Source organism: Streptomyces sp. NPDC057682 (assembly GCF_042799575.1).
In the GTDB taxonomy this organism is placed as follows: domain Bacteria; phylum Actinomycetota; class Actinomycetes; order Streptomycetales; family Streptomycetaceae; genus Streptomyces.
Window position 1 is genome coordinate 27,999 of sequence record NZ_JBHVIN010000014.1, and the last position, 21,521, is coordinate 49,519.

Genomic DNA, 21,521 nt, shown 5'->3' on the forward strand with positions numbered 1-21,521 from the left:
CGGCACCGACCGCGGACGGAACCAGAGGAAGACCGGTGGGGTCCGGACGGCCGGACCCCACCGGCGTCCTCCAGGCGCAGCACGAGTAACGAGAGTTCCCCATGACAGCTGACAGCACTCCGGCGCTCGTGAAGCCGGCGGGCGCGGACGAGGAAGGTCCGGCGGCCGCCGGACCCCCGGCCGCGCGCGGTCCACGGGCGCGCGACACCCAGGCCTATCTGAAGTACGCGGCGGCCAAGATCGGCGGCGCGATCGTCTCGCTCTTCGCCGTTCTGGTCACGAGCTTCTTCCTCTTCCGGCTCATTCCGAGCGACCCGGTGAAGCAGATGACCGGCGGACGTCCCACGTCCGCCGAGCAGATGGACGCCATGCGGCACCAGCTCGGTCTCGACCAGTCCATGGGCCGGCAGTTCGTCGACTACATCCGCGACGCGCTGACCGGTGACTTCGGCACGTCGTTCGCGTACCACGCGCCGGTGATGGACAAAATCGTCGAACGGCTGCCCGCCACGCTGCTGCTCACCGGAACGGCGTACGTCCTCTACAGCGCGCTCGGCCTCTGGCTGGGCACCCGGACCGCCTGGCGCAACGGGTCGAACAGCGACCGGTTCCACACCGCGCTGGCGCTGACCCTCTACTCGGTGCCGTCGTTCTGGCTGGGGCTGCTGCTCATCATCGTCTTCTCGGTGGGCGTCGGCCCGATCCCGGGGATCTTCCCCACCGGCGGCATGGCGTCGAGCGACGGCGCGACCGGGTTCGCGTACGCGGTCGACGTGGCGCACCACATGGTGCTCCCGGTGGTCACCCTGGTCGCGGTCGGTTACGCGCAGACGCTGCTGGTGATGCGTTCCTCGCTGCTCGACGAGATGGGCAGCGACTATCTGACGACCGCGCGTGCCAAGGGGCTCCGGGACGATCTGGTCCGCCGCCGGCACGCGGTGCCGAACGCGATGCTGCCGACCTTCACCCTGATGTTCGTGAACCTCGGGCATGTGGTGGCGGGTCAGATCCTGGTGGAGACCGTGTTCTCCTGGCCGGGCCTGGGCGGGCTCTTCTACACCGGACTGAGCACCCCCGACCTGCCGCTCGTGCAGGCGCTGTTCTTCTTCTTCGCCACCGCGGTGATCCTGGCGAACACCTTGGCCGATGTGCTGTATCCGCTGCTCGATCCCCGGGTGGGCCGATGACGACCGAATCCGTGCCCGCGTCCGCCCCGGACGCCGAGGCCCCGACGCCCGAAGAGCGCGAGAGCGCGGCGGCCAAGAGCCCGCGTGCGCTGGCACGCGCCCGCAAGCGCCGTTCCCTGGTCCGTTTCTGGACCGCGTACCGCAGCCACCGGGGCGGCCTCTGGGGTCTCGCCGGGCTCGTGCTGATCGCGGTGATCGCCCTGCTCGCCCCCGTCCTGGCCGGCGGTGACGCGCAGAGCGTCACCAAGGCATCGGGCGGACTGCTGGAGGCGCCCAGCGCCGAGTACCCGCTCGGTACCGACCAGTTCGGCCGCAGCGTGCTGGCCCTGCTGGTGTGGGGCGCCAGGGTCTCGCTGACCGTGGGGCTGCTCGCCGCGTTCCTCTGCGTGGCCATCGGCACCGTCGTGGGCATCGTCGCGGGCCACTTCCGCGGCTGGTACGCGACGGTCCTGATGCGGGTCACCGACTGGTTCCTGGTGATGCCGACGCTGGTCCTGGCGGTCGCCCTCGCCGCGGTGATGGACCGTTCGCTGTGGACGGTGATCATCGCGATCGGCGTCACGACCTGGCCGACCACGGCCCGGCTGGTGCGCGCCCAGACGCTGGCGGTGGAGTCCCGCCCCTACATCGAACGGGCCCGCGCGCTGGGCGGTGGACACGGGCACATCATGCTCCGGCACGTGCTGCCGAACGTGATGCCGCTGGTCCTCGCCCAGACCACCCTGGCGATCTCCGGAGCCATCCTGACCGAAGCCACCCTGGCCTTCCTGGGGCTCGGCGACCCGACCATCACCTCCTGGGGCGGGATGCTCCAGGACGCCCGGGAGGCCGGCGCGGTGAGCGCGGGCGACTGGTGGTACCTGGCGCCGCCCGGCATCGCCATCGCCCTGGTCGCCCTGGCGTTCACGCTCTGCGGCCGCGCCATCGAGTCCGTCCTCAATCCGAAGCTGGGGGTGGCCCGTTGAGCACGACGAGCATCCGCAAGACGCCGCTCCTGCGGGTCCGCGACCTGACGGTGACGTATCCGGGCGGGGCGCGGGCCGTGCGCGGGGTGGACCTGGAGGTCGAGGCCGGCCGCAAGCTCGGCATCGCCGGCGAGTCCGGCTGCGGGAAGTCGACGCTGGCCCTCGCGCTGCTGCGGCTGCTGCCCGCGGGCGCCGAGGTCAGTGGCGAGATCCTGCTGAACGGCGAGGACGTCCTCGCCATGAAGTGGGGCCAGGTCCGGGCCGTGCGCTGGGCCGGCGCATCGATCGTCTTCCAGGGCGCCATGCACTCGCTCAACGCGGTGCACCGCATCGGCGACCAGATCGCCGAACCGATCCTGCTGCACACGGAGACGACCCGGGCGGCCGCCCGGGAAAGGGCCGGTGAGCTGCTGGAACAGGTGGGACTGCCCGCCGCCCGGGTGGACGCCTATCCGCACGAGCTGTCCGGCGGACAGCGGCAGCGCGTCATGATCGCGATGGCGCTCGCCTGCGGACCCGAACTGATCATCGCCGACGAACCGACCACGGCCCTCGACGTGATGATCCAGGCCCAGATCCTGCGGCTGATCGAGCAGCTCGTGGCCGAGCAGGACCTCGGACTGATCATGATCAGCCACGATCTGGCGGTGCTCTCGGACACCTGCGACCGGCTCGCGGTGATGTACGCGGGCCGGGTCGTCGAACAGGGGCCGGCATCCGAGGTCTACGCCCGCGCCGTCCACCCGTACAGCCGGGCACTGTCGGGCGCCTTCCCCCGGATCGGGGACCCCGCCTCGCGGTTCGCCCCGCAGGGGCTGCCCGGTGATCCGCCCGACCCGGTCGCCCTGCCCGCCGGCTGCACCTTCCACCCGCGCTGCCCGTCGGCGACGGAGGCCTGCGCCACCCAGGACCAGGTGCTCCGTGTGGCGGGTCCCGGCCGGGAGGCCGCCTGTCTGCTGGTGGGTCCCCGGGAGGCCGGGGCCGCCGAGGGCGCCGAGGAAGCAAGGAGCACATCATGACCACCCCCACGGACCTGCTCAGCGCACGCGATCTGCGGGTCACGTTCCCCGGCCGGCACGGCGCCGACCCGGCACGCGCCGTGGACGGGGTCGATCTGGACATCGCGCCCGGCGAGATCGTCGCCCTGGTCGGCGAGTCCGGATGCGGCAAGACCACGCTGGCCCGCTCGCTGCTCGGGCTGGTCCCGCCGACCGCCGGACGGGTCACCTTCGACGGCAGGCCCCTCGACTACGGCAACCGCGCGCTCAAGGCGTACCGCAAGCGGGTCCAGCTGGTCCTCCAGGACCCCAGCGGTTCGCTCAACCCCCGGCACACGGTGTACGACGCGGTCGCCGAGGGCCTGCGCATCCACGGCTACCGGGGCGACGAGCACCAGGCGGTCACCGAGGCCCTGTCCCGGGCCGGGCTGCGTCCGCCGGAGCGTTTCCTGCTGCGCTACCCGCACGAGCTGTCGGGCGGTCAGCGCCAGCGCGTCGTGATCGCCGGGGCGCTGGTGCTGGAGCCCGAGCTGATCGTGGCGGACGAGCCGGTGGCCTCCCTGGACGCCTCCGTGCGCGGCGAGATCCTGGCGCTGATGCTGCGGCTCAGGGACGAGCTGGGCCTGTCCGCGCTGGTGGTCACGCACGATCTCGGTCTGGCGTGGAACATCGCGGACCGGGTGGCGGTGATGTATCTGGGCCGGATCGTGGAGACGGGGCCCGTCGAGCAGATCCTCACGGCGCCCCGGCATCCGTACACCCAGGCGCTGCTGTCGGTGCTGCCGGAGGCGGAGGGCGATCCGGTGGTGCTGACCGGCGAGCCGCCGGACCCGTCCAAGGTGCCGGGCGGCTGCCGCTTCCACGTCCGCTGTCAGGTCCTCGCCTCGGGCGAGGCCGCGCGCGCGGGGGTGGCGGACAACTGCCGGACGAAGGACCTGCCGGTGCTGTCCGGCGGCGGTACGACCCAGGTGGCCTGCCACTGGGCGAACGCGGAGACCGAGAAAAGCTAGAAGGCACGGACGGGCGGCCCCTTCGCGAAGGGGCCGCCCGTTCCCGTGTTCAGTCCCGGTCGTGGGCGGCGATCAGCTCGCTGCACCGCTTCACGTCCGCGGCCATCGCCACGAGCAGATCGTCGATCGAGTCGAACTTGAGCATGCCGCGCACATAGGCCAGGAAGTCCACGGCGACGTGCAGCCCGTACAGGTCGAGACCGACGCGGTCGATCGCGTACGCCTCGACCGTGCGCTCCGTGCCGTCGAACTGCGGGTTGGTGCCGACCGAGATCGCGGCGGGCATCGCCTCGCCGTCCACGTGCAGCCAGCCCGCGTACACGCCGTCGGCGGGGATCGCGGTGTGCGGCAGGGTCTCCACGTTGGCCGTGGGGAAGCCCAGCTCGCGGCCGCGCTGCGCCCCGCGCACCACGATGCCCTCGACGCGGTGCGGGCGGCCGAGGATCTCGGCGGCCCCGGCCACATCGCCCTCGGCGACCAGGCGACGGGTCAGGGTCGAGGAGAACGGCTCGCCGCCGCCCGCCTCACCGCGGACCCGCAGGTCGATGACCTCGACGCGGTAGTCGTAGGTGGCGCCCAGCTCGGCGAGCAGCTCCACATTGCCCGCGGCCTTGTGGCCGAAGCGGAAGTTGGGGCCCTCGATGACCAGCGTGGCGTGCAGCTTGTCGACGAGCACCTTCACGATGAAGTCGGCCGGGGAGAGCCGGGAGAACTCGGTGGTGAACGGCAGGATCAGCACCGCGTCCACGCCCAGTTCCGCCATCAGCTCGGCGCGGCGGTGGTGCGGGGCGAGCAGCGGGGGGTGGCTGCCGGGCCGGACGACCTCGCTGGGGTGCGGGTCGAAGGTGACGACGACCGCCGGCACGCCCAGCTCGCGGGCGCGCTCGACGGCCCGGCCGATGATGAGCTGGTGTCCGCGGTGCACCCCGTCGTAGGACCCGATGGTGACGACGCTGCGTCCCCAGTCCTGGGGGATGTCCTCCAAGCCACGCCAGCGCTGCACTCTGACCGCTCCTCGCCCGAACCTGTGTACGTGGGTGTATGTCTTACGCAGGTCTAAGACTGCCATGCTCACGCCCTGCGGCCTGCATCGGCATGGTCATCGGGACCCCCAGCGCCTCCAGGGTGCGCCGTGCGCTGGGCCCGACGAGCGCCGCCCATTCCTGCGGGGCCTCGGAGAGCCAGCCGATGACCAGGGCGCCGAATCCCGGCACGGCGCGGGCGAGCGCGACCAGCCGGCGGTCGAAGAGGGCGGCTCCCTCGGGCGTCCGGACGAGCAGCATTCCGGTGCGGTGGACCAGGGCCCGGGTACGGGCGGGGGCGCGGCCCGCGCAGCCGGCCGCGGCGGCCCGGAGCAGCGCGTCCAGCACGACCGGCTGCCGGTGCTCGGGGCGCTGCTCGAAGTCCAGCAGCACCTCCAGCAGTTCGTCGCGGGTCTGCTGGGAGGCGGGGCTGCCGGGCGAGGCGAGGACGGCGGCCAGCGCACCCCGGACCGGCGGCGCGACGGGCCGCTCCCGCAGCAGTCCGGTGAGGAGCGGCAGCAGCAGGGCGCGTGCGGCGGGCCCGTTCTCCAGCCGGTGTTCGAGATAGGCGGCGGTGTGCGCGGTGTCGTCCGGGTGGCTGTCGGCGTAGGCGCGGACGAGCCCGGCGGCGTGCAGGACGAGGGCCGGGGCCTCGGTCCCGGCGAGCGCCCGGAGCACGTCCCCGGCGTCCTCGCCCGGACGGGTGAGCCGCTCCCGGTAGGCGGCGAGCACCGGCTCCGGGTGGGTGGGCAGGGCGACGGCGAGGGCGGCGGCCGTCAGGCCCGGAGCGCCGGCCGCGAAGGACCGCAGCGCCTGTGGCAGACAGCGGTCCCTGGTCCGCGGATCGGCGACGAGCAGGGCGAGCAGCGGTCCGTGCAGGTCGGTGTCGGAGGGGCGGGCCAGCAGGGCGAGCGCGGCGCGGCGCAGCAGGACGCGGTCGGGGTCGCGGGTCAGGCGCGGGGCGAGCAGCGCGGCGCAGGAGGCCGCGGCGCTCCGGCGGGCCCGGTGGTCGTCGTCGCGGGACCACCGCTCGACGGCCCGGCAGAGCGCCTCGGGTTCGTCCTCGGCCAGGGCGGCGAGCAGTTCGTCGGCGCGCGGATGGGCGGCCTCGACGAGGGCGTCGGCCAGGTCGTCCACGGCGAGGTCGCGGCGGGCGTGCAGCAGTGCCTGGGCGGCCTCCGCGACGGTGGGCCGGACGCCCGCGCCGTCCTCGGCCGCGAGCGGGTGCTCGTCGGAGAACCAGGCGCAGAGCAGGGGCTGGAGGGTACGCGGATGGGCGGCGAGCCGCCGCGCCACGGCGTCCAGGAACCGGGTGCCCTCGCCGTCCGCGCGTGGCGGTCCGTCGGCGGGCACCAGCCGTCGGAACAGGTCCATCCGATCGGCCTCGGGCAGCCGCAGCCGCCGCCAGAACCACGGTCCGAACTCGGCGTACGGGCCGCACGGCCCGGTGCCGCCCGCCTCCGTCGAGCTGTGGACGATGCGCCCGGTGAGAACGCGCAGCACACCGAGGTGGGGCCGGGCGTCGGGCACCCGCAGCAGGGTCTCGGAGAGCAGGTGCACCGCCCACCAGCGGGCGTCGGCCGCGGGTGGGCGCTCCCCGGCCGGCCCCCCGCCGTCGGGGCCGTCGCCCTCCCCCGCCGTGAGCCGGTCCAGGGCCTCGATCAGATCGGCCAGCCGGTGCGAGAGCGCGGCCGGTCCCTGGCGCCGGCCGAGCAGCAGCAGCGCCTGGACGACGGGGCCGATCCGGTGACGGGGCACCGGCAGGGTGTGCGGATCGGCGGGTCCGGTGGGGGCGGTGGGCTCCGCCGCGCCCCGGACGCCGGGCCGGCGGGGCTGCGGGACCCGGCCGCCGGGCTGCTCCGCGCTCCCGGTGTGCCAGCGGTGCACCAGGGCGCGCAGTGCCGCGTCCACGTCCAGATGCGCGCCCTGGACCCAGTCGCCCAGCTCCTCGTGGGCGAAGCGGTACCCGGCCCCGGCGGGCACCAGCAGTCCCTCGGTGAGCACGGCGGAGGCCCAGCCCGAGCGCCACGGGAAGACCTCCTCGAAGGCCGTGCGGTCCAGTTCGCCCTGGCCGGGGCCCAGACAGCGGCGGGCCGCCTCGTGGACCTGTCCGGCGACCCGGGCCGCGAGGCGCCGCACCTCCGTACCGCCGGGCGCGGGGTGCCACTGGGCGGCGATCCGGACGGCGACGCGCAGGCACATCAGGTCCAGATGGGCGCCGAAGACCTCCTCGGTGCCGGGGCGCCCGGGGGTGTCCGCGGGCAGGGCGCCGCGCACCTCGGCGAGGAGGCGCAGGGTGAGGGGGTGACGGTCGTGGCCGGGGGCGAGGGCGTCGGGGGCCAGTCCGTACCGCTCGCGGGCCCGTTCGGCCTGGGCGGGGGTGAAGTCGCCGATCCGGACCGCCGGGGGCAGCCGGCGGGCGGGGCGGGCCGGGCGGTGCAGCGCGCCGGGCGGGCAGAGCGCCCCGGCCGTCTCCCAGTGCTCCGGCCGACAGGCGACGACGAGCCGGGCCCCGTGCGCGCGCAGCCAGTCGGCGGTGCCGGCGGTCCAGGCGTCCAGCCGGTGCGCCAGGACGGGCGGCATCTCCTCGGGGGCGTCCAGCAGCACGAGCAGCGGGGCACCGGCCTCCGCGGCGAGCCGGGCGATCCGCTCCGGGGTCGCGCCCTCCATGTCGCCCCGGGCCCCGGCGGCGGTGACGATCCGGCCGGCCTGCCGCAGCGTCCGGGTGATGGCGTCGGCCACGGAGTCGTCCTCGGCCAGCAGGTCGGCGCCGCGCAGCCAGAGCGTGAGCGCGGGCACCGGACCGCGGGCCCGCCGGGCGGCGAGCGCGGCCAGTTCCGTGGTGCGTCCGGTGCCCGGTTCGCCGACCAGCCCGAGGAGTACGGCGGGCTCCGCCCCGTCGGCCGCCGCGAAGGCCTCGAACTCGGCGAGGGTCTCGGGGCGCTCCACGGGGTCGGAGCAGGTGGCGGGGGTGTCGGCGGAGCCCACCGACATGGCGGTGAGCTGGAGCGCCCCGGCAATGTTCAGATCGCGTCCGTAGGCCGGGATGCCCGTGGCGTTGCGCCGCAGCAGGTCGGCCAGCGGTCCCTCGCGGCCGGGTCCGGCCAGGGGCACCGCGCAGCCGGCGGCGGCGTGGCCGGCCCGCAGGGCGGTGCCGAGCACGGCGATGACGGCGCCGCTCTCCGGATCGAGGACGGGTCCGCCGACGGCCGTTCCGCCGAGCCGGAGCGCATCGCTGCCGTCCGTGCCGAGGGCCAGTTCCAGCGCGTGTGCGATCCGGTGGGCGGAGCCGCGCGCGGTGTAGTCGACGGAGGCGGTGCCCAGGACCCGGGCCTCGCGCCAGCCGTGCGCGGCGATGGTCACATAGCTGCCGGGCTCGATCCGCTCCCGGCACGCGATCGGCAGCGGCCGTACGCCGAGGACGTCGGGGCCGCCGGTGGGCAGCAGGGCGAGGTCCAGTCCGGGGAGCGCGGTGATGTCCAGGGCGTCGACGCGGCAGCTGCGGCCCTCGGTGCCGTGCAGAAGGAGATGGGGCAGACCGTCGACCGCCTCGTGGCTGGTGACCACCGTGCCCCGGTCGTCCGCGACGAAGCCGGTCCCCCGTGGCCGGCCCGCCGGATCGCACAGTCGTACCAGTGTCGCCCGGTCCCCGCATCCCATGATTCCGACGGTAGGTCGGCCCGGTTCCGCGCGAGAACCACTCGTATCGAAAGCGCCCCGTTTGCCCCTCTGATTCACTCCGAGCGCTTGCCCGTTGGAGTGAATCAGAGGGATTTGCCGGACACGGGGTCAGGCGAAGACGGCGAGGCTCTTGGCCTTGCCCTTCTGCTCCTCGACGAGGACGAGGAAGCGGCCGTCGGGTCCGAAGACCGCGACCGGGCCGGGCGGGTACGCGGGCATGTCGAGCCGCACCCCGTTCAGCAGGAGCTTCGCCCGCTTCTCGTCGACGTCCCAGCGCGGGAACGCCGAGTCGGCGGCCTCCGCCACCGGCATCACGGTCAGCTCCTCCTGGTGCTGGTCGAGCGTGCGCGCGGCGTCCAGCCCGTACGGGCCGACCCGGGTCCGCCGCAGGGCGGTCAGATGGCCGCCCACACCCAACGAGGCCCCGAGGTCACGGGCGATCGCCCTGATGTACGTACCGGAGGAGCAGACCACCGAGACGACCAGGTCGGTCACGGGTGTGCCGTCCTCGGCGACGGCTTCGCGGACGTCGTAGACCCGGAAGGAGGAGATGGTCACCGGCCGGGCCGGGATCTCGAACTCCTCGCCCCCGCGCACCCGCGCGTAGGACCGCTTGCCGTCGATCTTGATGGCGCTGACCTTGGACGGCACCTGCATGATGGCACCGGTCAGCGCGGCCACCCCCGCGTCGATGGCCTCCCGCGTCACCCCGGAGGCGTCGGCGGACGAGATGATCTCGCCCTCCGCGTCGTCCGTGATCGTGTTCTGGCCGAGCCGGATCGTACCGAGGTACTCCTTCTCGGTCAGCGCGAGATGGCCAAGGAGCTTGGTCGCCCTCTCGACGCCGAGCACCAGCACGCCGGTCGCCATCGGGTCCAGCGTGCCGGCGTGGCCGACCCGCCGGGTCCGGGCGATCCCGCGCATCTTGGCGACGACGTCGTGCGAAGTGAAGCCGGACGGCTTGTCGACGATGACCAAGCCGTCCGGCGTGTTGTTCTGCGTCATTCGGAGGCGTTGTCCTCGTCGTTCTCGTCCTCCGGCTTGCGGTACGGGTCCGCCTCGCCGGCGTACGTGGCGCCCGAGGACGCCTCGCGCACCTTGGCGTCCGAGGCCCGCGCGCGGTCGAGGAGGTCCTCGATCGCCCGCGCGTTCTCGGGCAGCGCGTCCGCCACGAAGGCGAGGGTCGGGGTGAACTTCGTCCCCGCCGCCGAGCCGACCGCCGACCGCAGGATGCCCTTGGCGCTCTGCAGACCGGCCGCGGCGCTCGCCCGCTCCTCGTCGTCGCCGTAGACCGTGTAGAAGACCGTGGCCTCCCGCAGGTCGCCGGTGACCCGGACGTCCGTGATGGTCACGTGCGTCCCCAGGCGCGGGTCCTTGATTCCGCGCTGAAGTTTCTGGGCGACCACCTCCTGGATGAGGTCCGCCAGCTTCTTAGCCCGCGCGTTGTCGGCCACTGGTCCGTCTCCTTCGCCTTGCTCAATCGTCTTCGTCGCTGTGCAGCCGCCGTCGTACGGACAGCAGCTCCACTTCCGGCCGGGCGGCGACGAGGCGCTCGCACCGGTCGAGTACGTCTGTGAGGTGCCGGGTGTCCCCGGAGACCACGGCGAGGCCGATCTCGGCCCTGCGATGGAGGTCCTGCCCGCCCGTCTCCGCCACGCTCACCGCGTATCTGCGCTGGAGTTCGGCGACGATCGGACGGACCACGGAACGCTTCTCCTTCAGCGACCGTACGTCGCCGAGAAGCAGGTCGAAGGACAGTGTCCCCACATACATGTGTGCCCGGATGTCCCGCCGGTTCGGGTTCGCGCCCCGCCGGTCGATGGCAGGGACATCAGAACCGTACACGGAACGGCCGGGGCCGATCGACGGAAATACGTCCCGTCGACCGGCCCCGACTGTTGAGGTACGGGTCAGCCTCGCGGCTTCTCGCGCATCTCGTACGTCGCGATGACGTCGTCGATCTTGATGTCGTTGAAGTTGCCGAGGTTGATACCGCCCTCGAAGCCTTCGCGGATCTCGGTGACGTCGTCCTTGAAGCGGCGCAGACCGGAGATGGTGAGGTTCTCCGCGATGACCTTGCCATCGCGCAGCAGGCGCGCCTTGGTGTTGCGCTTGACCTCTCCGGAGCGGACCAGCACACCGGCGATGTTGCCGAGCTTGGACGAGCGGAAGATCTCGCGGATCTCCGCCGTGCCGAGCTCGACCTCTTCGTACTCCGGCTTGAGCATGCCCTTGAGGGCCGCCTCGATCTCCTCGATCGCCTGGTAGATGACCGAGTAGTAGCGGACGTCCACACCCTCGCGGTCGGCCATCTGCTGCGCACGCCCGGCGGCGCGCACGTTGAAGCCGATCACGATGGCGTCGGAGCCGGTCGCCAGGTCGATGTCCGACTCGGTGACCGCACCCACACCGCGGTGCAGGACCCGGATGTCGACCTCTTCACCGACGTCGAGCTGGAGCAGCGAGGACTCGAGAGCCTCCACCGAACCGGACGCGTCGCCCTTGATGATGAGGTTGAGCTCCTGGACCAGACCGGCCTTGAGCGCCTCGTCCAGGTTCTCCAGGGAGAACCGGACGCCCTTGCGGGCGAAGTTGGCGTTGCGCTCGCGGGCGGCACGCTTCTCGGCGATCTGACGGGCCGTACGGTCCTCGTCGACCACCAGGAAGTTGTCGCCGGCGCCCGGGACGTTGGTGAGACCGAGCACGAGGACGGGGGTCGAGGGACCCGCTTCCTCGACGTTGTTGCCGTTGTCGTCGAGCATCGCCCGGACCCGGCCGTACGCGTCGCCGACCACCATCGTGTCGCCGATGCGCAGCGTGCCTCGCTGGACGAGGACGGTCGAGACCGCACCGCGACCGCGGTCGAGGTGGGACTCGATCGCGATGCCCTGCGCGTCCTGCTCCGGGTTGGCCCGCAGGTCGAGCGAGGCGTCGGCGGTGAGGACGACGGCCTCCAGCAGCTGGTCGATGTGCAGACCCTGCTTGGCGGAGATGTCGACGAACATCGTGTCGCCGCCGTACTCCTCGGCCACCAGACCGAACTCGGTGAGCTGACCGCGCACCTTGGTCGGGTCAGCGCCCTCGACGTCGATCTTGTTGACCGCGACCACGATCGGCACGTCGGCCGCCTTGGCGTGGTTCAGCGCCTCGATCGTCTGGGGCATCACACCGTCGTTCGCCGCCACCACGAGGATCGCGATGTCGGTGGACTTCGCACCACGGGCACGCATGGCGGTGAACGCCTCGTGACCCGGGGTGTCGATGAAGGTGATCCGACGGTCCTCGCCGTTGACCTCGGCGGAGACCTGGTAGGCACCGATGTGCTGCGTGATGCCGCCGGCCTCGCCCGCGATGACGTTCGTCTTGCGGATCGCGTCCAGCAGTCGGGTCTTACCGTGGTCGACGTGACCCATGACGGTCACGACCGGCGGACGGGAGACCAGGGCCTCTTCGCCGCCCTCGTCCTCGCCGAACTCGATGTCGAAGGACTCGAGCAGCTCGCGGTCCTCCTCCTCCGGGCTGACGATCTCAAGGACGTAGTTCATCTCGTCCGCGAGGAGCTTCAGCGTGTCGTCGGAGACCGACTGCGTGGCGGTCACCATCTCGCCGAGGTTCATCATCACGGCGACGAGCGACGCCGGGTTGGCGTTGATCTTCTCCGCGAAGTCGGTCAGCGAGGCACCGCGCGACAGCCGGACGGCCTGCCCGTTGCCACGGGGCAGCATGACGCCGCCCACCGACGGGGCCTGCATGGCCTCGTACTCCTGGCGCCTCTGCCGCTTCGACTTGCGACCGCGACGCGCGGGACCGCCGGGACGACCGAAGGCGCCCTGCGTGCCACCGCGGCCACCGGGACCGCCGGGACGGCCACCGAAACCGGGACGGCCGCCGAAGCCACCGCCACCACCGGGACGGCCCGCGCCGCCACCGCCGCCGCCACCGGGACGGCCGGCGAAGCCGCCGCCACCGCCGCCGGGACCGGCCGGACGGCCGGCGAAGCCACCGCCGCCGGGACGGCCCGCGCCGCCGGGACGACCGCCGCCGCCACCGGGACCACGGCCGCCGGGGCCCGGACGGGGACCGGCAGCGGGACGCTGCGGCATCATGCCCGGGTTCGGACGGTTACCACCGGGGGCGCCGCCGGGACGGGGCGCCTGCGGACGCGGCATGCCGCCGGGGGTCGGGCGTGCGCCGCCCTGGCCCTGGCCCTGCGGACGCGGGGCGCCACCGGGGCCGCCCTGCGGACGCGGGGCGCCCGGACGCTCCTGGCCGCCACCGGGACGCGGGGCGCCGCCGGGACGGGGCGCCTGCGGACGGGCCATGCCCGTCGAGCCGCCGGAGGTGAAGGGGTTGTTGCCCGGACGGGGACCCGCCGGACGTGCGCCGGGGCGCGGGGCGCCCTGGCCGGCGGGACGCGCGGGGCGCTCGCCGCCGCGGCCGCCGTCGCGCTGGCCGCCGGCCGGACCGGGACGCGCCGAGCCGCCCGTGGGACGGGGTCCCGGGGTGGCGCCGGCGGGGCGCGGTGCCTGCGGCTGCGGGGCCGAAGGCTGGGCCGGGGCCGGGGCCGGGGCCGAGAACTCGGCCGCGGGCACCGGGGTGGCCGGGCCGGGCCGGGGCGCCGGCTTCGGGCCCGGTCGCGGACCCGCCGACGGGGCGGGGGTGCTGCGCGGGGCCTCGGCGGCGGCCGGCTTGGGGGCCGGGGCGCCGGGCTTCGGGGCAGCGGGACGTGCCGCGGCGGCCGGAGACGGCGCCGCGGGCTTGGCGGGGGCGGCCTTACGGGGCGCGCCCGGCTTGGCAGCGGGCTTGCCGGCGTTGCCGCCGGGCCCCTGCAGTGCGTCAGTCAACTTGCGTACAACCGGCGCCTCGATCGTCGAGGACGCCGAACGGACGAATTCACCGAGTTCCTGGAGCTTGGCCATGACGACCTTGCTCTCCACACCGAACTCCTTGGCGAGTTCGTATACCCGGACCTTAGCCACTTCGCTCCTTTTAGGTCCGGGTTACCGCCGGACCGTCGCTACTTCATGGGCGTACTCATCGCGTACTCATCGAGTGCTCATCGCAATCTCGACCTACTTCCAACTCGCGAGGTACCTGACCGCACGGGGTCCCGTGCCGTTCATTTCCTACGGTGTCACCCGCTCGACGAACCGCTGCACCGCAGTGGGGTCGAACGGCCCCTTGGCCTTGAAGGCCCGGGGGAATGCCCGGCGGCGAACCGCCAGGTCCAGACAGACGGAGACGGGGTGCACATACGCACCCCGGCCGGGCAGCGTACCGCGAGGATCGGGGACGCAGGCGTCCCCGTCCGCCACGATGCGCAGCAGCTCGCTCTTGCCCGCTCGCTCCCGGCATCCCACACAGGTTCGCTCGGGGCAAGCGCGGGCGTGCGTCCGGCCAGACACGATTAAGTCTACCTCCCCGCACCGACCTCACCCCTTTGGGGCAAAAATCGAACGGATGTTGTCGTGATCTCAGCGGCGTGCCGTCGAGATCTATTCCCTCAGCGGCGCTCGGAACGCTCCCGGGCCCGCTCGGCCCGCTCCCGGTCCGCGACGTCGCGCTCGGCGTCCGTCTCGGTGTCGGGGCGGATGTCGATGCGCCAGCCGGTCAGCCGGGCGGCGAGCCGGGCGTTCTGGCCCTCCTTGCCGATCGCCAGCGAGAGCTGGTAGTCCGGCACGGTCACCCGGGCGGAACGGGCCCCGAGGTCAACGACCTCGACCTCGCTCACCCGTGCGGGTGAAAGCGCGTTGGCGACCATCTCCGCCGGGTCGTCCGACCAGTCGACGATGTCGATCTTCTCGCCGTGCAGCTCGGCCATCACGTTGCGGACCCGGCCGCCCATCGGGCCGATGCAGGCGCCCTTGGCGTTGAGCCCGGAGCGGGTGGAGCGGACCGCGATCTTGGTGCGGTGGCCGGCCTCGCGGGCGATCGCGCAGATCTCGACGGAACCGTCGGCGATCTCCGGGACCTCCAGCGCGAAGAGCTTCTTCACCAGGTTGGGGTGGGTCCGCGACAGCGTCACGGACGGACCGCGGACGCCCTTGGCGACCCGGACGACATAGGTGCGCAGCCGCAGGCCGTGGGTGTACTCCTCGCCCGGCACCTGCTCCTGGACGGGGAGGATGGCCTCCAGCTTGCCGATGTCGACCAGGACGTTCTTCGGGTCCTTGCCCTGCTGGACGACGCCGGTGACGACATCGCCCTCGTGCCCGGCGTACTCGCCGAAGGTCCGGTCGTCCTCCGCGTCGCGCAGCCGCTGCAGGATGACCTGCTTGGCGGTGGTCGCGGCGATCCGGCCGAAGCCCGACGGGGTGTCGTCGAACTCCTTGGGCTCCTGGCCCTCCTCCAGATCGGCCGGGTCCTCCTTGGCCCACACGGTCACATGGCCGCGCTCGTCCAGCTCGACCCGCGCCCGGCGGTGGCTGCCGTCGGTGCGGTGGTACGCGATGAGGAGGGCCGACTCGATCGCCTCGACGAGCACGTCGAACGGGATCTCCTTGTCCTGCGCCAAGCCCTTCAGAAGCTTCACATCGATGTCCACGGCTACGCCTCCTCTTCCTTCTTGTCCTTGCGGTTGAATTCCAGTTCCACGCGCGCCCTGGCGATGTCGTCGAAGGCCATCCGGCGGGAGGTGGGCTTGCGGCCCTTGACGCCGGGGACCTCCAGATCGAGGCCCTCCTCGTCGACGTCCAGCACCCGGGCGACCAGCTCGGCGCCCTCGCGCGGGACGATTCTGACCAGCCGGCCGGTGGCGCGGACGTAGTGGCGGTGCTCGGTCAGCGGGCGGTCGGCGCCCGGGGAGCTGACCTCCAGGACGTACTCGTCCTCGCCCATCACGTCGGTCTCGTCCAGCCGGGCCGAGATCGCGCGGCTCAGATCCGCGCAGGTGTCGAGCTCCACGCCCTCGTCGGAGTCCACGATGATCCGCAGGACCCGGCGACGGCCGGCCCGGGACACTTCGATCTCTTCCAGATCCAGCTGCTCGGCGCTGACGAGCGGTTCGACCAGCCCGCGCAGCCTCTCGCTCTGGGTGGTGCTCATCCGGGTGACTCCTCGGCCGCGTGTGCTGTTGTGGGGATCGTCGCGTGTCAGGTCAAAGGGTATCCGGTCGCAAGGGGTGTTGCCGTCCGCCTGCCCGCCGGGCGCGGGTACGCTCGCCTGCGGTGATCACTTCAGGACAGATCCAGTCACAACAGGTTCAAGCCCGAAGGAGAACAAGTGCGGCGCACGGGGACGACGCGCAGGGGGGCCCTCACCGCCGCGGGAGCGGTGGCCACGGGGGCGGTGCTGGCCGGCTGCGGCGGCGATGACGGGGACGGTGCCCGCGCGGGCACCGGGACCTCCGCCGACCGGGTATCGGCGGCGCGCACGGAGACCACCCTGCGGACGGCGGCACGGCAGGTCGGCACCACCCTGCTGGCCCGGTACGACAGCGTGATCGAGGCCCATCCGGCGACCGCGTCCGGTCTCGCGCCGCTGCGCGACGCGGTGCGCGCCCATGTCCTCGCGTTCGGGAAGGGCACCGGCGCCTCGCTCTCCATGGTCCGGACCCGGCCGGGCACCACGACCGCCGCGGCGGCCGTACGGGCCCTGGCCACCGCGGAGCGGCAGGCCGCGGCCGCGCACACCGAGGCGCTGATGAAGGCCCCGCCGGAACTGGCCCGGCTGCTCGCCTCGGTCGCCGCCGCGGCCTCCGCCCACGCCTATCTGCTGACCGCGCTGGCGAAGGAGACCGAGGGATGAGCGAGGACGACGGGACGCTGCGGGCCGCCCAGGCGGCGCTGGCGGCCGAGCACGCCGCCGTGTACGGCTACGGGGTCGCCGGGGCCCGGGTGGCGCCGGCCCGCCGCCCGGAGGCGACCGCCGCGCACCACGCCCACCGCGCCCGACGCGACGCGCTGGTGCGCACGGTCCGGGACCTGGGCGGTGAACCGGTGGCGGCGGCCGCCGCGTACGCTCTGCCCTTCGCGGTACCGGACGCGGCCTCGGCCGTCCGGCTCGCCGCCGCGCTGGAGGACGGGGTGGCCGATGTCTACTCCGACCTCGTGCGGGCCTCACAGGGGCCGCTGCGGCGGTCGGCGGCGGACGCCCTGCGGGAGGCCGCGGTGCGCGCCGTGCGCTGGCGGGGCGGCGGCGTAGCCTTTCCCGGGCTCGCCGAGCGGGCCCCGGACGGGTCCCTGAAGGACGGGACCGCGGAGAGGAAGGCGGCCGGGCCCGGCACCCGGGCCGGGTCCGATGCGAAGGCCCGGGACGGCGCGACGCACTGAAGAAGCTCTGAAAGGGAACACGGCACGTATGGGTTTTGAACCGCCGCAGCGTCTGGTGCGAGCGCTCGGCGAGTCGTACGGGGATACGGCCGCCGGGGACTGGCTCGCAGGGCTTCCGGAACTGACCGAGCGGGCCCTGGCGGCCGGCGGCCGGGAGCTGACCGTGGAACGGGTCGCCGCGCCCGGCGGGCGCTCCAGTCTGGTCCTGCTGGTCCGGGCGGCCGACGGCACCCCCGCGGCGCTCAAGCTCGCCCCCTCGGGGGCGGCGCCGGAGTGCGAACGGGCGGCGCTGGCGCACTGGAACGGCTGGGGCGCGGTGATGCTCCTCCCGGGGCCCGGCGAGGACCCCGCGGGCGACGGGCGGGAGGCCGGCGGGGCGCTGCTGCTGGAGCGGCTGCACCCCGAGATGTCGCTGCGCTCGCTGCCGGAGGCCAAGGCGCTCCTGGAGGCCGCCGGCACGGTGCGGCGGCTCTGGGTGGAACCGCCGGCCAGGCACGGCTTCGAGACGGTCGCCGAGCGGACCGGGCGCAGGACCGCCCCGATGCGGGAGGCCGCCGAGGCCGATCCCGCGCTCGCGGACATGGTCGCGGCGGCGCTCTCGGCCCGCGAGGAACTGGTCGCGGACTCCCCCGAGACGCTGCTGCTGCACGGCAACTTCCGCCAGAGCAAGGTGCTCTCGGGCGAACGCGCGCCCTGGCTGACGGTCGGCCCGGAGCCGGTCGTGGGGGAACGCGCCTACGATCTGGCGCGGCTGGTGCGGGACCGGGTCGAGGACCTGATCGCCTCGCCCAGCGGGGCGGGGACCGCGCGGCGCCGGATCCGGAAGCTCGCCGACTCCCTGGACGTGGACCAGGACCGGCTGTACGGCTGGACGCTGTTCCGCGCGGTCGAGTCCGGCACCCGGGCGCTGGCCGCGGGCCGCCGTGAGGAGGGCGAGGTGACGCTGGAGTTCGCCGGCTGGCTGTAGCCGGACCTCTCCCGTACACCCCGAAGGGCCCCGCACGGTCGTCCGTGCGGGGCCCTTCGGCGTTCGGCGGGATCAGTCGCGCGCGGTCAGGCGGGCGATGGCCTCCTCGACCGTCAGTTCCTCGCGCTCGCCGGTGCGGCGGTCCTTCAGCTCCAGGACGCCCTCGGCCGAGCGGCGGCCGGCGACCAGGATCTGGGGGACGCCGATCAGCTCGGAGTCGGTGAACTTCACGCCGGGCGAGATGCCGGGGCGGTCGTCGACCAGGACCCGCAGACCGGCGGCGCCCAGCTTCTCGGAGACGTCGAGGGCCAGCTCGGTCTGGAGCGCCTTGCCGGCGGCGACGACGTGCACATCGGCCGGGGCGACCTCGCGGGGCCAGCACAGGCCCTTGTCGTCGGCGGTCTGCTCGGCGAGGGCGGCCACCGCGCGGGAGACGCCGATGCCGTACGAGCCCATGGTGACGCGGACCGGCTTGCCCTGCTGGCCGAGGACGTCGAGCGAGAAGATGTCGGCGTACTTGCGGCCGAGCTGGAAGATGTGGCCGATCTCGATGGCGCGGTCCACCTGGAGGCCGGTGCCGCACTTGGGGCAGGGGTCGCCCGCCTCGACGACCACGACGTCGAGGTAGTCGTCGACCTCGAAGTCGCGGCCCGCGACGACGTTCTTCGCGTGCTTGCCGTCCTTGTTGGCGCCGGTGATCCAGGCGGTGCCGGCGGCGACCCGGGGGTCGGCGATGTAGCGGACCTTCTCCAGGCCCTGGGGGCCGACGTAGCCGCGGACCAGGTCGGGGCGGCCGACGAAGTCCTCGGCCGTGACGAGTTCGACGACGGCGGGGGCCAGGTGCTCGCCCAGCTTGCCGAGGTCGACCTCGCGGTCGCCGGGCACGCCCACGGCGACGATCTCGCCGTCGACCTTGACCAGGAGGTTCTTCAGGGTGGCGGAGGCCGGGACGCCGAGGTGGGCGGCGAGGGTCTCGATGGTCGGGGTGTCGGGGGTGTCCAGCTCCTCGACCGGGCCGGCCGCCGATCCGTCCACCTCGGTGGCGACGAAGGTGACGGCCTCGGTGTTCGCCGCGTAGTCGCAGTTCGGGCAGTCGACGAAGGTGTCCTCGCCGGCCGGGGCCGGGGCCAGGAACTCCTCGGACGCGGAGCCGCCCATGGCGCCGGAGACGGCGGAGACGATCCGGTGGTCGAGGCCGAGGCGCTCGAAGATCCGGATGTAGGCGGCGCGGTGCAGCTGGTAGGCCTCGGCCAGGCCCTCGTCGCTGGTGTCGAAGGAGTACGAGTCCTTCATCTGGAACTCGCGGCCGCGCAGCACACCGGCGCGGGGGCGGGCCTCGTCGCGGTACTTCGTCTGGATCTGGTACAGGATGACGGGCAGGTCCTTGTAGGACGAGCACATGTCCTTGACGACCTGGGTGAAGATCTCCTCGTGCGTGGGGCCGAGGAGGTAGTCCGCGCCCTTGCGGTCCTGGAGGCGGAACAGCAGGTCGCCGTACTCGTCGTACCGTCCGCTCGCCTCGTACGCCTCCTTGGGCAGCAGGGCGGGGAGCAGCACCTCCTGGCCGCCGATGGCGTCCATCTCCTCGCGGACGACGCGGGTGATGTTCTCCAGCACCTTCTTGCCGAGCGGCAGCCAGGACCAGATGCCGGCCGCGGTGCGGCGTACGTAACCGGCGCGGACGAGGAGCTTGTGGTTGAGCGTCTCGGCGTCCGCCGGGTCGTCGCGCAGTGTCTTGATCATCAATCGGGACATGCGCTGGACCTGGGCCATGATGAACTCCTGCTCGGAAGGGTGATGTGCAGGAGGTTAGCCGGGCAGCGGCGGCGGGCGGAAATCGATTCGCTCAGGCGGGTTCGCGCCGGGGCAGCGGAAGCGGTGCTCCCATGACCGCGTACGGCAGCGGGGCACTGGGGAAGAACACCTGCCGGGCCAGGTCGCGGTAGCCGAGCGAGTGGTACAGGCCGCGGGCGGGGCTGTCCGTGTCGATGGCGGAGAGGATGGAGCGGGGCTCGTCCACGCCGTCGGTGACGGTGGTGATCAGGGCCCTGCCGACGCCCCGGTTCTGGTGGTCGGGGTGAACGTGCAGTTCGGTGATGACGAAGGCGTCGTCGAGCCAGCCCGCCGAGCCGGTGGCGCGCAGATACGGCTCGACGACGGTGGACCACCAGTGGCCGCGTTCGTTGGGCATGCCGTAGACGAAGCCGACCAGGTCGCCGGCGGGGGTCAGCGCGCCGAGCGCGCGGGCCTCCGGGTGCTCCAGGTGCCGGAGCACGATGTGGCGGCGGATGTTGACCTCGTCGGGTCCGAGACCGAAGGCGACGGCCTGCACGGCGAGCGCCTCGTCCACGCGTGCGGCGAGATCGATCGGTGCGATCCGGACGCCGGGAGTGCGGGGGCCTTCCCCGGGAAGTGCTGCCATGAACCGACCCTACTGTCCGCGGCGCGGTGCGGGGTACGGTCCGGCCGGGTCAGAACAGGACGCTCATGAAGGCGCCGGTCTCCCGGAAGCCGATGCGGCGGTACGCCTTGCGGGCGGGGGTGTTGAAGTCGTTGACGTACAGGCTGACGACCGGGGCGACATCGGCGAGCGCGTAGCGCAGGACGGCGGCCATGCCGGTCTCGGAGTGGCCCCGGCCGCGGAACTCCGGGGCGACCCAGACGCCCTGGATCTGGCAGGCCTGCGGGGTGGTGGCGCCGATCTCCGCCTTGAAGACGACCTTGCCGTCGTCGATCCGGGCGAAGGAGCGGCCGGCGCCGATGAGCTCGGCGACCCGGGCCTGGTAGAGCAGGCCTCCGTCACCGGCGAGCGGGGAGATGCCGACCTCCTCGGTGAACATGGCCACGCAGGCCGGCATGAGCACCTCCATCTCGTCCTTGCGGACGCGGCGCACCAGCGGGTCGGGGGCGATCTCGGCGGAGGGGCTCTCGGTGACCATGAGCGGCTGGTTGGCGCGGACCTCGCGGGCGGGGCCCCAGCCCGGCTCCAGCAGCCGCCAGAGCTGGGCGGTGGGCTCGGCCGGGCCGACGATCGACGAGCAGCGGCGGCCGGCCCGGCGGGCGCGGTCGGCGAAGGCGCGGACGGCCTCGGGTGTGGCGCAGATGGGGACGAGGTTGGCGCCGGAGTAGCACAGGGAGCGCAGGTGCCCGTCGGCGTACCAGCCCCACATCTCGCCGCCGAGGCGCCAGGGGTCGAGGCCGGCGATCTGGACCCGGGAGGTCACGAAGGCGTTGGCTACGGGGTCGCTCTCCAGCACCGCGAGGGCGGCGCCGAGGTCGCTGGGTTCGAGGACCCGGGTGGTGGTGTGCGTCAACACGAGGGGGCCTCACCATACGGTCTGCTGATTTCCGCACTGTACCCGCAGAGGCTGTGGACCGCCGCTCGTGGCCGGGATCGGCCGCCGCCCCGCTCACGGACCGC

19 protein-coding genes are annotated in these 21,521 nt (G+C 73.4%); 7 read left to right on the forward strand and 12 right to left on the reverse strand.

The window, feature by feature from the left end:
• Nucleotides 1-101 precede the first annotated feature (101 nt).
• The 4 genes from ACFVDM_RS24710 to ACFVDM_RS24725 are packed head-to-tail and all read left to right on the forward strand — an operon-like array spanning nt 102 to nt 4,160.
• Complete coding sequence (locus ACFVDM_RS24710; protein ID WP_383644031.1) at nt 102-1,187, forward strand: ABC transporter permease; 1,086 nt, start codon at nt 102-104, stop codon at nt 1,185-1,187.
• Entirely contained in the window at nt 1,184-2,152 is a 969-nt protein-coding gene (locus ACFVDM_RS24715; RefSeq protein ID WP_383644034.1) for an ABC transporter permease, read from the forward strand. The genes ACFVDM_RS24710 and ACFVDM_RS24715 overlap by 4 nt, the downstream gene beginning before the upstream one ends.
• Nucleotides 2,149-3,171, forward strand: coding sequence for an ABC transporter ATP-binding protein (locus tag ACFVDM_RS24720; protein WP_383644036.1), 1,023 nt, complete (start codon nt 2,149-2,151; stop codon nt 3,169-3,171). The genes ACFVDM_RS24715 and ACFVDM_RS24720 overlap by 4 nt, the downstream gene beginning before the upstream one ends.
• On the forward strand, nt 3,168-4,160 hold the full coding sequence (locus tag ACFVDM_RS24725) for an ABC transporter ATP-binding protein (RefSeq protein WP_383644039.1): 993 nt from the start codon (nt 3,168-3,170) through the stop codon (nt 4,158-4,160). The genes ACFVDM_RS24720 and ACFVDM_RS24725 overlap by 4 nt, the downstream gene beginning before the upstream one ends.
• A gap of 49 nt (nt 4,161-4,209) precedes the next feature.
• Here ACFVDM_RS24725 and ACFVDM_RS24730 read toward each other — a convergent pair whose 3' ends face one another.
• The 9 genes from ACFVDM_RS24730 to rimP all read right to left on the reverse strand — a co-directional run bounded on the left by ACFVDM_RS24730 (nt 4,210) and on the right by rimP (nt 15,907).
• Nucleotides 4,210-5,163 carry a bifunctional riboflavin kinase/FAD synthetase gene (locus ACFVDM_RS24730; RefSeq protein ID WP_383644042.1) on the reverse strand — a complete coding sequence of 318 codons (954 nt, stop codon included), beginning with the start codon at nt 5,161-5,163 and terminating at the stop codon, nt 4,210-4,212.
• 43 nt (nt 5,164-5,206) lie between these two features.
• Nucleotides 5,207-8,842: a trypsin-like peptidase domain-containing protein gene (locus ACFVDM_RS24735; protein WP_383644045.1), complete on the reverse strand. Its 3,636-nt coding sequence runs from the start codon at nt 8,840-8,842 to the stop codon at nt 5,207-5,209.
• 129 nt (nt 8,843-8,971) lie between these two features.
• Nucleotides 8,972-9,868, reverse strand: coding sequence for a tRNA pseudouridine(55) synthase TruB (gene truB, locus ACFVDM_RS24740; protein ID WP_383644048.1), 897 nt, complete (start codon nt 9,866-9,868; stop codon nt 8,972-8,974).
• Nucleotides 9,865-10,317 (reverse strand): 30S ribosome-binding factor RbfA, encoded by a 453-nt coding sequence (gene rbfA / locus ACFVDM_RS24745; protein WP_383644051.1) that lies wholly within the window; start codon nt 10,315-10,317, stop codon nt 9,865-9,867. Before rbfA ends, truB begins: the two co-directional genes overlap by 4 nt.
• A 22-nt stretch (nt 10,318-10,339) precedes the next feature.
• Nucleotides 10,340-10,636, reverse strand: a complete 297-nt coding sequence (locus tag ACFVDM_RS24750) for a DUF503 domain-containing protein (RefSeq protein ID WP_383644054.1) — start codon at nt 10,634-10,636, stop codon at nt 10,340-10,342.
• Nucleotides 10,637-10,773: 137 nt separating this feature from the next.
• A complete protein-coding gene (infB, locus tag ACFVDM_RS24755; RefSeq protein WP_383644057.1) occupies nt 10,774-13,842 on the reverse strand; it encodes a translation initiation factor IF-2 in 3,069 nt (1,022 codons plus the stop codon).
• 147 nt (nt 13,843-13,989) lie between these two features.
• Nucleotides 13,990-14,268: a YlxR family protein gene (locus ACFVDM_RS24760; protein ID WP_383644060.1), complete on the reverse strand. Its 279-nt coding sequence runs from the start codon at nt 14,266-14,268 to the stop codon at nt 13,990-13,992.
• Nucleotides 14,269-14,366: 98 nt separating this feature from the next.
• Nucleotides 14,367-15,407, reverse strand: coding sequence for a transcription termination factor NusA (nusA, locus tag ACFVDM_RS24765; RefSeq protein ID WP_147971225.1), 1,041 nt, complete (start codon nt 15,405-15,407; stop codon nt 14,367-14,369).
• A 2-nt stretch (nt 15,408-15,409) separates the two neighbouring features.
• A complete protein-coding gene (gene rimP / locus ACFVDM_RS24770; protein ID WP_383644063.1) occupies nt 15,410-15,907 on the reverse strand; it encodes a ribosome maturation factor RimP in 498 nt (165 codons plus the stop codon).
• 177 nt (nt 15,908-16,084) lie between these two features.
• Between rimP and ACFVDM_RS24775 the strand changes: the two genes are divergently transcribed.
• Genes ACFVDM_RS24775 through ACFVDM_RS24785 form a run of 3 tightly spaced genes read left to right on the forward strand, consistent with a single transcriptional unit; the run spans nt 16,085 to nt 18,100 of the window.
• Nucleotides 16,085-16,609 (forward strand): hypothetical protein, encoded by a 525-nt coding sequence (locus ACFVDM_RS24775; RefSeq protein WP_383644066.1) that lies wholly within the window; start codon nt 16,085-16,087, stop codon nt 16,607-16,609.
• Nucleotides 16,606-17,133, forward strand: a complete 528-nt coding sequence (locus tag ACFVDM_RS24780) for a ferritin-like domain-containing protein (RefSeq protein WP_383644069.1) — start codon at nt 16,606-16,608, stop codon at nt 17,131-17,133. Before ACFVDM_RS24775 ends, ACFVDM_RS24780 begins: the two co-directional genes overlap by 4 nt.
• A gap of 28 nt (nt 17,134-17,161) precedes the next feature.
• A complete protein-coding gene (locus ACFVDM_RS24785) occupies nt 17,162-18,100 on the forward strand; it encodes an aminoglycoside phosphotransferase family protein (protein ID WP_383644072.1) in 939 nt (312 codons plus the stop codon).
• 72 nt (nt 18,101-18,172) lie between these two features.
• Here ACFVDM_RS24785 and ACFVDM_RS24790 read toward each other — a convergent pair whose 3' ends face one another.
• The 3 genes from ACFVDM_RS24790 to ACFVDM_RS24800 form a co-directional block, all read right to left on the reverse strand.
• Entirely contained in the window at nt 18,173-19,873 is a 1,701-nt protein-coding gene (locus tag ACFVDM_RS24790; protein ID WP_383644075.1) for a proline--tRNA ligase, read from the reverse strand.
• A 73-nt stretch (nt 19,874-19,946) separates the two neighbouring features.
• Nucleotides 19,947-20,522: a GNAT family N-acetyltransferase gene (locus ACFVDM_RS24795; RefSeq protein ID WP_383644078.1), complete on the reverse strand. Its 576-nt coding sequence runs from the start codon at nt 20,520-20,522 to the stop codon at nt 19,947-19,949.
• 49 nt (nt 20,523-20,571) lie between these two features.
• Nucleotides 20,572-21,414, reverse strand: coding sequence for a GNAT family N-acetyltransferase (locus tag ACFVDM_RS24800; RefSeq protein WP_383644577.1), 843 nt, complete (start codon nt 21,412-21,414; stop codon nt 20,572-20,574).
• Between the last annotated feature and the right edge of the window lie 107 nt (nt 21,415-21,521).